The 15,385-nt window shown below is 52.5% G+C and carries 14 protein-coding genes; 11 read left to right on the top strand and 3 right to left on the bottom strand.

Going from position 1 to position 15,385, the window contains the following annotated elements:
• Window positions 1-6: 6 nt before the first annotated feature.
• The 5 genes from AC1RQG_RS00070 to AC1RQG_RS00050 all read left to right on the top strand — a co-directional run bounded on the left by AC1RQG_RS00070 (window position 7) and on the right by AC1RQG_RS00050 (window position 6,386).
• Complete coding sequence (locus AC1RQG_RS00070) at window positions 7-2,052, top strand: DUF6600 domain-containing protein (protein ID WP_493127069.1); 2,046 nt, start codon at window positions 7-9, stop codon at window positions 2,050-2,052.
• A 393-nt stretch (window positions 2,053-2,445) separates the two neighbouring features.
• Entirely contained in the window at window positions 2,446-2,742 is a 297-nt protein-coding gene (locus AC1RQG_RS00065; protein ID WP_493127067.1) for a DUF493 family protein, read from the top strand.
• Between the two features lie 120 nt (window positions 2,743-2,862).
• On the top strand, window positions 2,863-3,531 hold the full coding sequence (lipB, locus tag AC1RQG_RS00060) for a lipoyl(octanoyl) transferase LipB (RefSeq protein WP_493127065.1): 669 nt from the start codon (window positions 2,863-2,865) through the stop codon (window positions 3,529-3,531).
• 100 nt (window positions 3,532-3,631) lie between these two features.
• Window positions 3,632-4,630 (top strand): lipoyl synthase, encoded by a 999-nt coding sequence (gene lipA / locus AC1RQG_RS00055; protein WP_493127063.1) that lies wholly within the window; start codon window positions 3,632-3,634, stop codon window positions 4,628-4,630.
• Window positions 4,631-4,703: 73 nt separating this feature from the next.
• Entirely contained in the window at window positions 4,704-6,386 is a 1,683-nt protein-coding gene (locus AC1RQG_RS00050; RefSeq protein WP_493127061.1) for a hypothetical protein, read from the top strand.
• A gap of 54 nt (window positions 6,387-6,440) precedes the next feature.
• On the opposite strand, the gene AC1RQG_RS00045 is transcribed toward AC1RQG_RS00050, so the two are convergent.
• Window positions 6,441-6,662: a helix-turn-helix domain-containing protein gene (locus AC1RQG_RS00045; RefSeq protein WP_493127059.1), complete on the bottom strand. Its 222-nt coding sequence runs from the start codon at window positions 6,660-6,662 to the stop codon at window positions 6,441-6,443.
• A gap of 77 nt (window positions 6,663-6,739) precedes the next feature.
• On the opposite strand from AC1RQG_RS00045, the gene AC1RQG_RS00040 reads away from it, so the two are divergent.
• From AC1RQG_RS00040 to AC1RQG_RS00015, 6 genes are all read left to right on the top strand, one after another.
• Complete coding sequence (locus AC1RQG_RS00040; protein ID WP_493127057.1) at window positions 6,740-7,186, top strand: hypothetical protein; 447 nt, start codon at window positions 6,740-6,742, stop codon at window positions 7,184-7,186.
• A gap of 19 nt (window positions 7,187-7,205) precedes the next feature.
• On the top strand, window positions 7,206-7,742 hold the full coding sequence (locus tag AC1RQG_RS00035) for a hypothetical protein (protein WP_493127055.1): 537 nt from the start codon (window positions 7,206-7,208) through the stop codon (window positions 7,740-7,742).
• A 110-nt stretch (window positions 7,743-7,852) separates the two neighbouring features.
• The gene (locus AC1RQG_RS00030) at window positions 7,853-8,647 is read left to right on the top strand and encodes a metallophosphoesterase (RefSeq protein WP_493127053.1); all 795 of its coding nucleotides are present in this window, start codon (window positions 7,853-7,855) and stop codon (window positions 8,645-8,647) included.
• Window positions 8,648-9,316: 669 nt separating this feature from the next.
• Entirely contained in the window at window positions 9,317-11,326 is a 2,010-nt protein-coding gene (locus tag AC1RQG_RS00025) for a BbrUII/HgiDII family restriction enzyme (protein WP_493127051.1), read from the top strand.
• A 50-nt stretch (window positions 11,327-11,376) separates the two neighbouring features.
• A complete protein-coding gene (locus AC1RQG_RS00020) occupies window positions 11,377-12,474 on the top strand; it encodes a DUF262 domain-containing protein (RefSeq protein ID WP_493127049.1) in 1,098 nt (365 codons plus the stop codon).
• Entirely contained in the window at window positions 12,471-13,196 is a 726-nt protein-coding gene (locus AC1RQG_RS00015) for an MAE_28990/MAE_18760 family HEPN-like nuclease (RefSeq protein ID WP_493127047.1), read from the top strand. Before AC1RQG_RS00020 ends, AC1RQG_RS00015 begins: the two co-directional genes overlap by 4 nt.
• Window positions 13,197-13,219: 23 nt before the next feature.
• On the opposite strand, the gene AC1RQG_RS00010 is transcribed toward AC1RQG_RS00015, so the two are convergent.
• Window positions 13,220-14,266 (bottom strand): DNA cytosine methyltransferase, encoded by a 1,047-nt coding sequence (locus tag AC1RQG_RS00010; RefSeq protein WP_493127045.1) that lies wholly within the window; start codon window positions 14,264-14,266, stop codon window positions 13,220-13,222.
• Between the two features lie 506 nt (window positions 14,267-14,772).
• The gene (locus AC1RQG_RS00005) at window positions 14,773-15,279 is read right to left on the bottom strand and encodes a hypothetical protein (protein ID WP_493127043.1); all 507 of its coding nucleotides are present in this window, start codon (window positions 15,277-15,279) and stop codon (window positions 14,773-14,775) included.
• Between the last annotated feature and the right edge of the window lie 106 nt (window positions 15,280-15,385).

The raw sequence follows: 15,385 nt of genomic DNA, 5'->3' as shown, positions 1-15,385 counted from the left end.
GCCGCCATGAGCCGCAGCACCCTCACTTCCGCCGTCCTCGCCGCGTTGCTGGCCTGGACTCTGCCCGCGCTGGCCGACGATATCCCGGGCCGGGTGGGCCGCATCTCCAGTGTCGAAGGCCAGGTGACGGTGGTCGGCGAAGGCGACCCGGCCGACGCCATGCTGAACTGGCCCGTGACCACGGGCGACCACCTGAGCACGGCCAGCGGCGCGCGCGGCGAATTCCGCGTCGGGCCGGCCGCGATCCGCCTCGACGGCGATACCGACCTGGAAGTGGTGCAGCTGGACGACGACAATGTGCGCCTGCGGCTGAACTACGGCAGCGCCAGCGTCCACCTGCGCGATGGCGGCCTGCTGCGCGATTTCGAATTGACCACCCCGCAGGCGCGCGTGACGCTGGTGGAGCCGGGCACGGTGCGGGTGGACGCCGAACGCATCGCCGACACCACCGTCGTCAATGTGCTCGGCGGCGTGGCGCGCGTGGACGGCGCCGGCAGCCAGCTGGTGCTGCGGGCCGGCCAGCGGGGCGAGGTGAGCAGCGACGAGGTGCGCACCGGCGCCGCCCTGCGCGACGGCTTCGACAGCTGGGCCGAGCTGCGCGACCGCCAGTACGAGTCGTCCATTTCCAGCCGCTACGTGCCCAGCGAGGTGACCGGCTACGAGGAACTGGACCGTTACGGCAGCTGGACCGAGAGCCCCGATTACGGCCCGATCTGGACGCCGCGCGTGGTGGCGACCGACTGGGCGCCCTACCGCGACGGGCAATGGATCTGGATGGTGACCTTCGGCTGGACCTGGGTCGACAACGCGCCGTGGGGTTACGCGCCCTCGCATTACGGCCGCTGGGTGATGGTCAACCGCCGCTGGTGCTGGGCGCCGGGACGTTACGCGGGACGGCCCGCATGGGCGCCGGCGCTGGTGGGCTGGGTCGGCGGCGACCGGCTGCAGGCGTCGCACCGCGACGGGCGCCGGGGGCCGGGCCTGGGCTGGTATCCGCTGGCGCCGCATGAGGCGTATGTGGCGCCGTTCCACTTGTCGCCCGAGCATGAGCGGCGCCTCCTGTGGACCCATAATGGCCGGCCCGCGCCCCGCCGCGACGGTCCCCATGAAGGCGTGACCGTGGTGCCGCGCGACCGTTTCGATGCCGGCCACGTGGTGCCGGTGCATGCCAGCCCGCAAGTGATCCTGCCGCCGGCCGTGGTGCGCACGGCGCCGCTGGTGGCGGCCCCCGCCCCGGCCGCGCCCGCGCGCGCCTACGACCGGCGCCGCATCGACGGCGACGATCGCCGGCCGGCGCGTGGCGGCGCCACGTATGCGCCGCAGGGCCAGGTGGTGCAGCCGCAGCAGCGCGTGCCGCAGCAACAGCAGCAGTTATTGCAACAGCAGCAACAGCAGCAACAGCAACAGCAGCAACAGCAGCAACAGCAACAGCAACAGCAGCAATTCCGGCTACAGCAACAGCAGCAGTTCCAGCAACAGCAACAGTTCCAGCAACAACAGCAACAACAGCTACGGCAGCGCCAGGAGGAACAGCAGCGCCAGCAGATGGAAGAGCAGCAGCGGCGTCAACGTCAGCAGCAGCAGCCATTGCAAAACCAGCAACAAGCCCAGCCCTTGAGCACGCAACCGCCGGGCCGCCAGATCGAGCCGCGCGGCACCCAGCAGCCAGCGCAGGACGATCGCAACCGCGAACGATTCGAGCGCGGCGACCGTGGCGAACGCGGTGTGCGGTACGAGGATGGCCGGCGGCAGATCCGGCCCGAGGGCGAACCGGCGCGTCCGGCCACCCGGCCGTTCCAGGCGCCGCCCCAGCCGCAACCTGTGCAGGCGCCGCCCCAGCGGGCGGTGCCGCCGCAAGCGCCAGCGCAACCGCAGCCGCAGCTATTCCAGGCGCCGGCCCGGCCCGCGCCGCAGCCGCAGCCGCAGCCGCAACCCGCGCCGCAGCCCCAGCAGCGTGAACAGGCGCACCCGGGCGGCGGGCATCCGGCCAATGAGAACGACCGGCGCCGCGATGAAGACCGCGACAAGCGGGGCCACCAGGTGGAGCGCTGACGGGACGCCGCCCCGCCGGCGCTGGCCTGTCCTGCATTCCAGTCGCGGAAATCGACCGTTCAGGCCGCGAAAGTTGCTGTTCATCACAAAGTTGTGGCCAAAAACATTACTTTTATATACAGTATGTGTTTTATGCAACTGCGGCGACAGGGCGGCACGACAGGGAGGGCACTCCCGCAACGCCGGATCGTCGGGATCGTACCGAGTCTATCCCGACTATTTTCAAGACAGTGAGAATAGTTTTTTAAGCCAGCTTCTCCAGCTGGCTTTTTTTTTATCCGCACGCAACGTGTTACGGCGCCCATGGCGGCTCCCCCGGCACTGGTAATTCCTGAATTGGCTACAATATGCGGGTGAGCGCCGCGTTGGCGCGACCGTTTTTAATTGATTGGAATGACCATGGCAGCGACGATCCCACCCAACATCCCTCCCTCGGAGTCCCTCATCGAGTACCCGAGCGACTTCCCGATCAAGGTGATGGGCTTGACGCATGTCGAGTTCACCACCACGATCCTGCAGGTGGTGCAGAAGCACGACCCGACTTTCCATGAAGGCAAGCTGGAGGAGCGCCCGTCGGCCAAGGGCAATTACACGGGCTTGACGGTGGTGGTGCGCGCCACCAGCCGCGAGCAGCTCGACGCGCTGTACACCGAACTGTCGGGCCATCCCATGGTCAAGGTGGTGCTGTAATCAAGCGCCCCGCGCGCGGCCGAATTGACGGGGCGGCGCGCCCGAAACGGCGGCCTGGCTTATAATGCGGGGTTCCGGTTTCCGCCGTCCGGCTCCGAAACCAGCCTGCAGCCTGTCATTATGTCCACACTCCAAGCCGAACCGGCGCTGATCCGCCACCTGGGCCGCGTCGATTATGAACCGACGTTCGCGGCCATGCGCGCCTTCACCGACGCCCGCACCCCGGAAACGCGCGATGAATTCTGGATCGTCGAGCACCCGCCCGTGTTCACGCTGGGCCTGGGCGCCGACCGCGGCCACCTGCTGGCCGGTGCCGATGCGATCCCCGTGGTGCAGACCGACCGTGGCGGCGAAGTGACCTACCACGGTCCCGGCCAGGTCGTGATTTACCTGCTGATGGACCTGCGCCGCAATAAACCGGGCGGCAAGCTGTATGCGCGCCAGTTCGTGCATAAGATCGAGCAAGCGATCATCAACGCCTTAGCGGCGTATAATCTTGCAGGCGAGCGCGTCGAAGGCGCGCCCGGCATCTACATGGCCGACGGGCCGAAGAAAGGCGCCAAAATCGCCGCCCTCGGCCTGAAAGTGCGCGGCAACGGCTGCACCTACCATGGCTTGTCGCTCAATGTGGCGATGGACCTGGCGCCGTTTTCCTGGATCAATCCCTGTGGCTATGCCGGACTGGAAACGGTCGACATGCGCTCCATGGGCGCGTCGGCCGAACTGGCCGACGTGCAGCAGGCGCTGGCCGGGGAACTGGTGCGCGTACTGGCGCATACCGAAACGTAGGCAAGGTGGCGCCGCAAGCGGCACCGCAAGCTGGCAAGTTTGCACAACACACAAGCCGGCATCGACTAACCAACCATCGCCCGAACGGGCACGCAGCCAAATGACGACTCCTGACACCAACTCCACCGTCGCCCCCGCTTACAACCCGAGCGAAAAGCAAAAAGGCGCCAGCAAAACGGCGCGCATCCCGATCAAGATCGTGCCGGTCGAGCAGGTGGAGCGGTTGAAGAAGCCGGACTGGATCCGCGTCAAGGGCGCCTCCGCCTCGACCCGCTTCTACGAGATCAAGGACATCCTGCGCGAGAACAAGCTGGTGACCGTGTGCGAGGAGGCCAGCTGCCCCAACATCGGCGAATGCTTCGGCAAGGGCACGGCCACCTTCATGATCATGGGCGACAAGTGCACGCGCCGCTGCCCGTTCTGCGACGTCGGCCACGGCCGTCCGGACCCGCTGGACAAGGAGGAGCCGGGCAACCTGTCCAGGACCATCGCCGCCCTCAAGCTGAACTACGTGGTGATCACCTCGGTGGACCGCGACGACCTGCGCGACGGCGGCGCCGGCCACTTCGTCGAGTGCATCCAGCACACGCGCAGCCTGTCGCCCCGGACCCAGATCGAAGTGCTGGTGCCGGACTTCCGCGGCCGCCTGGAGAAGGCGCTGGAGCTGTTCAAGGACGGCCTGCCCGACGTCATGAACCACAACCTGGAAACGGTGCCGCGCCTGTACAAGGAAGCCCGTCCCGGCGCCGATTACGAGCACTCGCTCAAGCTGCTCAAGGACTTCAAGGCCATCTACCCCGACGTCAAGACCAAGTCCGGCCTGATGGTGGGCCTGGGCGAGACGGACGAGGAGATCCTGCAGGTGATGCGCGACATGCGCGCGCACGACATCGACATGCTGACCATCGGCCAGTACCTGGCGCCCTCGAACAGCCACCTGCCGGTGCGCCGCTATGTGCACCCGGACGTGTTCAAGATGTTCGAGGAAGAAGCGTACAAGATGGGCTTCAAGCACGCGGCCGTGGGCGCCATGGTGCGCAGCTCCTACCACGCCGACGAGCAGGCGCATAACGTGCTGGCTGGTGTGAGTAATCAGTAGTTGGTGAGACAATCCAGAAGTTAGTGAGACAATTTCAGAAGTTGATGAGACAATTTATGGTGGTTAAGCGGTATTGAATCATAAAAAGTCTTTCATAAACAAAGAGTTGCCTTCTGTCTCAGCGCTAGCTAAGGGCGAAAATTCTTGGCGAATAGATTGGTTCGGCGATCTGGCTTTCCCGAACCGTCTATTTCGTCGGACACAGCCATCGTTACTGGTTCACCTATCCAAGGTCCTCGACGACAATTTTCGTCAGGATCCTTCCGTATTACTCTCCCCTGATTCGACAACGCCAGCCCGCTTCCAACGGAAGGTATGGGTTTCGGCTGGCACCCTGCCGCTGCTACGTATCGGCGATGTCTGGCGCGAGGGCAAGTTAGAAGCGAGTCCCGATTACCAACTCGAACGCTTCGTCGACCTGCAGATTGATGACAGCACCGTTCATCTGGTCAAGGCCGGATTGAACTTGGACGACAAAGGCTTCCTGCTGCCGCTGTTGGAACACCCATGGCATTTGAACTGTACGCATTCCTATTGCGTGATGGTGGAGCTGCCAGGCGGCCGCCAGCTTATTATCCCGTGCATCGAGCTGATCCGATTCTATTTTGGGTCGTCAAGTGGGTTGATCACCAAGCTGTTTCTGCCTCCGCTGCAGCGTAAAGCACTATATGGCGATTCCCAGTTCGACTCAAGCACGAAGCGCCTCGTCCTCAGTTTGGCCGAAAAAATATCGGGTGCTTCAGCGGCGGATATTGGGAGGATGCATTTGGACCCTGTAGCCTGGCGGGCTGCGATGCATGTCGGTACGTCAGCATTGAAGGCGTCGGTTGCCCGGCAGAGTATCTATCCACAGGGCTTCTTCCCATTTGAAGGCAAGACCACCCTGGCGGCCGCTGGAAAATGGTTGAGCTTGGGTGACCAAGCGGAAGCGACGTTTCTCGTCTATAGCCTTCGCTCCTGTTCTCACCCGTTCCCCTTCCGGTCGTTGCGCTACAAAGTGCAAAACGGGTTTGCTCGCGCGACTGGCTTTGCGCCCCCTCGCCAAAGCCAAGGACCCATCCGCAGCTCCGCCATCGATGCGTCTGATCAGCCCATAGTCGAGCGGGACGCGTCAAACAGTCTGTCGCCGAAGACGATGCAGATTCATCTAGAACCGCGCTTTCCAGATTTGCAGAAAAAGCCAGTCTGGAAAGACAAGGTGCTGGCCAGCGGCGATGACGCTGGACGAGCCGGTGGCGGTACCAGCCAGGCGGTCGAGTCAGCCGCGATCGGCGAGTCAGGTTCTGAGCAACGAATTCGCCCCGTGAGTCTGGAGGTGTTGCTCAATACTGATCCAGAAAAGCGTGGCGGTATCCCGCAATTTTTGTGCGAGGCGGTCCAGGCACTATCGACGCTTGAGGGGCTCGATATCGATCTTCTTACCGAGAGCGATGAAGATGGATGGACCGTGCCGATTACCGCGCTCTCAGATGCGGAAGGTGAAATTGACATACGACTTTTTGTCGCGGAGGAAGGAGAAATCCTGCGGCTTCGCCGGGCATCGGCCTTCGGAGTGCGACGCGGCAAGGTGCACGTGAGCGTAGTGTTTATTGAGGCCTCACCTCTTTATATTAAGGTGTACCCAGCCAATGCCAAAAGTCTTGATGAAGTTTGGAATACCTTGCACAAGGCCGGTTCACATTACCTCTACTTGCCGAATGAGGAAAAACTGACAATCGGCAATTGCACCAGCCTGCTACGAGAAGTGCTGGGATAAGCTGCATTTTTCCGGAGCGGTCGCGGGCCGACTGCTGTTAGCAGTCGTGTCGCCCTAAGCCCGTAAAAAATTTAACATTTCAGATGGCTCGACACCCAGAGTCTCGGCCAAAGTGCAAATGTTCACAAGCGCTATATTGCGCTGCCCACGCTCTATCCCACCGACATATGAACGAGCCAGGCCACTCTCCAAGGCCAAGCGTTCTTGAGACCAGCCGTGCGCCTTTCGCAGTTCTACGAGGTGTTGTCCAAACAATTTTAGCGGGTCGTAATCCATAGCGTCAGTAAGGGAAGGAACGCTACGAGAATAGGGATTTGACCTTTATGTGGCGACGCTCTATAGTTACACGCTCTATGAGTACCAATTTTCAAAATATTCATTTAATCGGTCTTGCCAGGCCAGCTTTCTCTCAACGGTTCATGAAGCTGCAGAGCGATCTGAAGGCGACTCTCACACATGGCCATGGCAGGCCAGCCGATGCTGTATTAGACATTCAGGATCGTCTGATCTTACGGCTAGAAGGCTGGATAGACAGCGTTGAGGATTTGAACATGCTGGCGAAAGCGGACATCGATCTACTTCGCCAGACCTTAGCTGCCAACAGAACGGTTTATCGAATGAAGGCATTGGAAGTGCACAGCGTGGAAATCTCAGATGCCGAACAGCGGGCGTTGAATGAGGAACTAAATTCAACCATGAATCATATTCTCGCAAATGCCTGTCCGGAAGCGGATATAGGCAACGGTCAAGACGACAGAGGCGTATGTATCTCTGCTAGCAGGCGACGTACTCGCCACTGATTGAGCAAAGGAAGAATAGATGTCGCCGAAAAAAATTCAGTACACGACAAGGCCGCTTTCGAAGACCATTGGTCTGTTCGACATGGCAGCTTTTGTTGTTGGACCAGGGCTGCTTGCATGGCAGATTAGCGGCGACTCTTCGTTAGGCTGGATGGTCGGTGGCGGCGGCTTGGTGGCGGTTGCAATCGTAAAAGGCATTGGTCGGCATCGCAGTTCCAAACGTAGCTTTTTGGAAGCTAAGGCGCATTTGCTCGCCAATGGATTCAACGCTGATATGGAATTCCGGCAGCTGTTCGCCGTTGATTCTATCGGCAAAAAAATTGCGTTTATGGATTTGCAGGCTATGTCGTATGAAGTCTATGACATGCGCGATATTCTTGGTTGCGAACATCAGTGGGTCAACAAAGCGAACGCTAATGGACAGGTCGAGAAAACGCAGAACGTCATCGTCTTCAAAACAAGAAATGTGCACCAGCCGCTTTACAAATTTCGAGCCTTTGACCACGGCACTGGTGAACTCTGGCTTGCCCGCATCAACGCGCTATTAAACTCTTGACGCGCCGCAAGTGCCCGCAGTGGCGCCGTCATGATTTGGACTCTTGTGCCATTCAGGTTACGATGATACGCACCATAATCCCGACGTCGTCATAGTCCACTGCCCTATATATGCGCATCCTTGTTCTATCCGACCTACATCATGAACTCTGGCGTGATCGCGCGCCACGAATTGATCCTGCGGTAAGCTGTCCAGATGTGGTTATCTTGGCCGGTGACATTAATACTGGCGCCAAGGCGGTCGGATGGGCAGCGAGTACGTTCCCTGGCTTACCGGTCATGTACGTACATGGGAATCATGAAGGCTACGGACACAACTTGGACGACGTGCAGGAGCAAATTCAAGAAGCGTGTGAGGTTGCGGGAAATGTCCATTTTCTGAACTGTGGCGAGCATATCATTGGCGATGTTCGATTTCTTGGCGCAACCATGTGGACCGACTTCCGACTTTTTGGCGATAATGAGCGCCAGGCATCCATGCGTGAGGCCGAGGCAGTTATGACCGACTACAAGCGGATCCGCTTGGCTAAGAAAAGGTATCGAAAATTGCGGGCGGCTGACACCGCGCAATATCATTCGATCCAAAAGTCATGGCTTCAGAAAAAGCTCGACGAACCGTTTAATGGAACCACCGTGGTCATCACGCACATGGCTCCGTCTATGCGTTCAGTCGCTGACAAGTTCAAAGAATCTGTAACCTCAGCGGCGTACTCCTCGCATCTGGACGATATGGTCGCGCAAGCCGACCTTTGGATACACGGTCATATGCACGAGTCTTCAGACTACTATCTGAATGGGTGTCGCGTGCTTTGCAATCCTTGTGGCTATATCGCGCGTGGTGGCGGCGCGGAAAATTCTCAGTTTAATTCCAATTTCATCGCTATCTTAGATAACGAAAATCACTAAGTCGTCACATTACTATGCTGTGCTCCTGTCACTGTTCGCTGCTGAGAGTGCAGCATTGAGGTCTTGGTGAGCAAATGCTTTGCATTTTGGGCCAAGAACCGTGACGTTGGCCACCGTGCCAGCAGGTGCTTGCAAGGCGATTCAGTAGCACAGCCCAGTTGCTGACTGTCGCCCTCCCAATTGTCGTCGGGGTTTTAGCGGCGGTCGGCGTGACCAGCATACGCGCCCAGGCCAAGTTAAGCGGGACGGCAAAATTTCAGCAGCGCGTACTTTAGGATGCGGATTAGACGCGCTCAGCGAGGCTGCGACATCGATGAGATCTACCGCTGGTAGAGTGGTGGAGAGTCGCTCTGCCGTAAGATCGTGTTTGAAGTGAATACGCACGGGTTCCGCTGGAAAGCCAGCGATCGCGCCTTGATATGAATACTCATCTATCAATATGCTGCTCAAAAACAAGGAAACTTGACATGGAAGTGACATTTGGTGAATATTTTCCTATGGAAAATATGTTAGTTTTGAATCAAGATAACTCAAGATATGGGCGGTGGCGGTAACGTCAGTAACGCAGTTATAGGATGGCTATATGCACTACAGTTTGACTACGTGAATGAAATGATGTTTTAAAAATATTACATGATGTAGTTTATTTCAATTATTTATAATTTAAAAATGGCCAATAAACATCAATTCAAATTAGACGTAGATCTTAACGTCATTAATCACCTTGGCGTAGGATTGTATAGCTCAACGCCTGCAGCATTAACCGAGTTAGTTGCTAATGCTTGGGATGCAGACGCGAGTGAAGTGCATATCACCATTGATTCGACTAGCCATAAAATAACTATTGAGGATGATGGTCATGGAATGACAGCTGAGGCCATAAAGAAAAAATTCTTAAATGTTGGATATTCTCGACGTCGTCAATCTACCAATAAGGATAAGAGTGATTCGGGAGTTCGCAAAGTAATGGGAAGAAAAGGTATCGGGAAGTTGTCAATGTTTGCGTTGGCAAATCTTGTTAAGGTAACATCTCAAGCGGTAAACTCCGATATTGTTGGATTTGAAGTTGATGTACCTCTTTTAAAGAAAAGCTTAGAGGAGAGAACTTCCTTAGAGTTAAATGAATTCACAGGTTCTTCTTTCCCAAAAGGTCAAGGTACAAGAATAATTCTCGAAAATGTTCTATCTGGATTAAATACGACGGCCAGTTATCTACGAGTTAAGTTGGCACGTAGATTTAGCATCATGGGAGATTCTCATGGGTTTAAGATTTTTCTAAATGGATTAGAAATAACAAAGGCAGATAGAGGATTTTATCAGCATGTGCAATTTCTATGGGCATTTGATAAAACAACTTTATCTCAAATACAGGCGCTCTGTCCTAATTTGGCGTCGATATCAACTTCTGATGTAGATGGCGCCCCTAGAACTCCGTGCGTACAAGAAGTTGATTCATTAATTGAATATGGAGATAAATCATTTCCTGTCACAGGGTACGTTGCAAGTGTATTTCTACCAAAAAATCTAGGGAATAAAGATGACAGCGCAAACATTTTTTCCGTTTTTGCGAACGGTCGGGTCTTTGCCGAAAATATTCTGGGAGAGGCTAATAGCGCAAAATATTATCAAAATTATCTAGTTGGGGAAATCCACGCTGATTTTCTTGATGATGATGATGTTGATAGGGCGACTGCGAGTAGAGAGGCAATTAAAAGAGACGATCCCAGGTATCAGGCATTGCTTAATTTTATCCGCAGAACTCTCGAAGATATTGGAGATCAATGGGACGAATGGCGGACAGAGCTTGGTCTAGATAGCTCTGATCCAGGAAACCTCGTGGTTAATGAATGGTTGCTTACGTTAACTGAGAAGCGTGACGCCAAAATTGCAAAGCGTTTGATTACTTCAATAAAAAATGCAACGCTTCATAATGATGACATTAAAAATGATGCTGCAAAAAAGATATTATATCGTGGCGCTATTATTGGTTTTGAAAAACTGAAATTAAGAAAACAACTAGACAGGCTTGCCGATGTATCTGATGTACTTAGTGCCGAGTTTGCGTCAATATTTAGCTCGCTCAACGAGGTAGAAGAAGCTGCATACTCTGAAATTACGAAACAAAGACTAGAAATAATAAAAAAGTTCAAGGACATTGCTGCCGACCCGTCTGCCTTAGAGAAAGTTGCACAAACATATCTTTTTGATCACCTTTGGTTACTTGATCCTTCGTGGGACCGAGTGACCGGGCGCGCGGAGATGGAAAAAACGCTAACGGAATTTATAAAATTAAGAGACCCTGATTCGACAGGCGCGCGCCTAGATATTACCTATCGCTCAAGCTCTGGACGTCATATTGTCGTCGAGCTAAAAAAGCCAGGAAAAACTTCTTTAAGCTTTGTTGCATTATATGAGCAAGTGAGAAAGTATAAAGGAGCGGTCGAAGAATATTACCGAGACAAACTTCCAGGGATACCGCAGCCTCCAATTGATATTTATCTGCTTATTGCCAAAACGCCAACCGGCTTTACAGAGTCTGATCGACGCTCGTTGGCTGAACAAAACGGTCAAATAATCACATATGAACAACTAATTACGGATGCCATCAACTCATACCAAACCTATTTAGATGCGATGGCTAAAACAGGTGTTCTAGAACATATACTTAGCAGGTTATAATTACAAAGTAAATTCAAGTCGCTCATTGAGCCTATAGTAAAGGATCGAATATGCAAATTAATTTAAATCTTATGTCTCAAGATCACATTGAGGCTGCTGAGGAAGAAATTAAACAGCGTTCAAAGAAAATAGAATATTATCTTAGTGAGTATACAATTGAAATTCTTGCTAAAAAAATGCGAGAAAATGAGTATATAGTACCAAGTTATCAAAGGGAATATACCTGGGAAGAGCTTAGGAAATGGCGATTTGTTGAATCTGTTTTAATTGGTTTGCCTGTGCCGTTTATATTTTTTTGGGAAGACCCTGACACTGGAAAGCTGGAAATTGTAGATGGCTCTCAGCGTTTACGAACTTTAGAGGAATTCGTTTTTGATGAATTAACTCTTGGGGAATTGGAAAAAATACCATCGGCGGAAGGAATGAAATTTAGCGATTTCCCTGAATCACGTCGTAGGAAATTTCTAAATCGGTCGATACGTGGTATCGTTTTAAGCGAGAACGCAGATGCCGAGGCGAGATTTGATTTATTCGAACGAATTAATACCGGGAGCAAGGTTGCCAATAAGGCCGAAATTCGCCGTGGTGCATTGCAGGGAGCTTTCTTAGAAATGGTTATGGAATTAGCTCGCAGCCAAATCTTTGTAGATTTGGCACCTGTTAGCGAAAAGCAACTGAAAGAGCGTGAACGAGAGGAACTTGTAACTCGTTTCTTCGCTTATGGCGACGGCCTGGATGAGTATGCAGATGAAGTGTCCCCATTTTTATTTGCGTATTCGAAGAAAATGAATAAAAAATTCGAGGAAAATCCCGATCTGAGGGACACCTACGAAACTCGGTTCTTTGACACAATGGCGTTTATTGCTGAAAACTATCCGTTCGGTTTTCGAAGGACGCCATCAGGGAAGGCTACGCCGAGGTCTCGTTACGAAGGCATTGCAATCGGATCATATCTCGCTTTAAAAGAGCACCCAGAAATTGTTCCTAATAAACAGGGAACGTTGAGCTGGTTGGCATCTGATGAATTTAATGAAGAAGTAAGATCAGACGGTGCAAATGCAATAAAGCGCTTGGAAGGCAGAATTGAATATGTTAGAAAGAGCTTGATTAACCAGTGGAAAATACTAGTCGCTTCTGATGAATTATGAAAAAAACTTTGGCAATTTTGGGTGAAAGAAAAAATGAAATTGATTCTTATATCGAATTGATCCAAGAATTGGAATCGGCATTAATGCGCGGATTGCCGATTATTGAATCAGATGGTAGGCAATATAGGATATCACCGCTACAGCAAAAGATACTTTCAGCGGGAGTTTTTCTTCATCTATATAATTTAGTTGAAGCTACAATTTGCAACATAATTGAAGAAGTCGAGATTGTGGCAGTAAGGGAATGCGGCCACGCTAGCAAATTGTCTGAACGAATGCAAGAGCTGTGGATTCGTTCAGCGGCAAAGACGCACGAAGATTTAGCACCAACTAAGCGTTTGAGTCGTGCCATAACATTGTGCGGTCAACTTACGGGAGAACTCCCATTAGAGATAGACATTTCAAAAGGCGGCGGGGGAAACTGGGATGACATTGAGATAGAGGAACTGGCAAAAAGAATAGGCGTTCCGCTAAATATTCCTCTAGATGTATATAAGAACGTCAAGAGGCATCTACGAGATGAAAAGGGGGCTCTTAAAGTGGTTAAAGACTTTAGAAATAGTTTGGCTCATGGTTCCTTATCTTTTGCGGAATGTGGCGAAGGGCATTCCGCAAAAGACTTGAGCTCTCTATTTATAGTTGTGGCAAACTATCTTGAGGCAATCGTTAATGCTTTTTCCATTTATTTAAGCAATAAAGGTTTTTTAAAGTCTGCGGCATAAATCCATTTGCCAAGCATTGCTGATTAGTTAATGATAGCCTCATTTAGCTTTTTCACATGCTGAATAAGGCTCTTGCCAATTATTTCGCCCAGCCGGACCGGGACGGCATTACCAATCATTCTGCCAACAAGATTAAATTTCACTTGCTCACCAGGGCGAGTAAATTTATATCCTTTTGGAAAAGATTGAAGTATTGCCGCCTCGCGTAGCGAAATAGCCCGGTTCTGTTCGGGATGCCCAAATCGGCCATTTCCAAAACCATGGCACAACGTTGTTATGGTAGGGCTAGGGCGAGTCCAATCCATTCTGCCGTAAACGCTCAAATAAGAACTTCCAGAGTCCTTTTGGTGGCATTTAGCTCTTAGGTTTTCTGGCCAATCTAACCAGCTTCCTCCAGGCTTAGAGGCCTTAATTCTAGCCATATTTATTGGCGAAAGATTGGGTGCTTTGTGAAGCGGATCCTTATCATCACTTTCTCCGGCTTCTAAAGCTTTCAGACTACCAATTGCCTTTTTTACATTTTTAAACTTATTTTTGTGCGTAGGGGGTATTAACGAAATGTCGCCTAGTTTTGATGCCAAAAGGACATGGCGCCTTCTATGCTGAGGTAACCCATACTCCGCACAGGAGACTTCGTTCGCCCACACAAAGTATCCCGCTGCCTTGAGGTCAGCCACAAAATCCTCGTAAACCTTGTGTTTTACCACATCAGGCACATTCTCCATGGTCACAAGGTCTGGAGAAATTTCTTTGATAAGCCGAGCGAACTCATACAGAAGAGGCCATTTTCTATCTTTTTTTGCATCCTTTCCTTTGTTGTACGTAGAAAATGGTTGACATGGTGCGCAACCAGCTAGAAGCTTGAGATTGTTGTCAGAGTACCAATTTAATACTTCGTTACACGAAACCATCGCAACGTCTTTCGCGATGAACGAAGCTTTGTTGTTGTGCTCAAAGGCATAGGTACATGCGGTATCGATATCGTACCCTGCTTTCACAACTACTCCGGCCTTACGCAATCCTGCAGTAAGTCCGCCAGCCCCACAAAAAAGATCAACTGCTTCTATCACTGATAGCCTCCCCTAATGGGTGCAATCATACCTTTTTTTCTCTTTTTCATCGAGCACTTTCATGCATTGGCAAGAGGTAATTTAGGCTAGCTTTTTGGCGGACGAACCTATTGCCCAGATGGGACTGAAGTTCGCTGACGGATGTCCCGCTTCGTAGCGGCACTGTTTGATCGCATGGCCGCTGCGAGGCGTAGCTGGCCGTCATTTGTCGGTTGCAGGCCTATTCCAGCCAGCACCTGAAGAGCGTGGGCCGAGAAATCGGAAATGTGCTCAAGCTTCAAGCTCGTGGACAGGGCGCGGAACGTTTGTGCCGCTTTCTTCTCCAAGGCGCAACGCACCCCTTGGCATTGGTGCCAGAGGTTGAGAATGTAGGCCCTTCTGGCCACGGGCGCAGTGTCCGCGACGTTCACCCATTTCAGGAGTGGTTCTAGAAAGATCCCTAAGTTGACTGGAACTCACGCGCGCCGTTGCATACTTCTGAAATGGGATGTTCTGATCAGAATTAACTATTTAACTCGATCACGCCGGTTTGCGAATTTCTTGACGATTTCTATGTACGACGCTGGCGGATCGTGAAAACCTTTTAAAAGTAAATTATATCGAATAGCGCCTGCATGCCAAGCTACAGCAAGTCTCGGTTGCAAATCGTCAAGCAGCCACAAAGCTAGCTGGGTCAGATCGTGGCGTTCTTCAATCGATCGCATCTCAAATGAACTATATGTATTGTTCGGCTGAATGACATTACTATTCAGCTGCTCAAGAACAAAGGATCTGAGTTTTGCATGTTTGTATCTTGTAGTCATGATTGTGCATAACTGCCTCATTGTACTAAATGAAGATAAATCCCAATTTGCATCTCTATCATTTTCTATGGAGTTGCATAATTGATACATTTTTTGCCCAGTTGAGGGATAAAGTTGAGGCTCTGACTTGGGGGCATTCCGTAAATCACACCCACAGTTATGACATAAAGATAGCGATTCTGGTAATGGAACCAAGTTTTTATTTTGCATATCTATTCGATGCGCCGCAATAGGCATATTGAATCGCCACGAGTTTGCTAGACACTCGCGAGCCGTTGGAAGTACCGCTTTTCATATTCGACCGGCGACAAGTCAT

It is taken from the genome of Rugamonas sp. GW822-FHT03B10, assembly GCF_058801745.1.
This window is presented reverse-complemented; position numbering and strand designations above follow the sequence as displayed.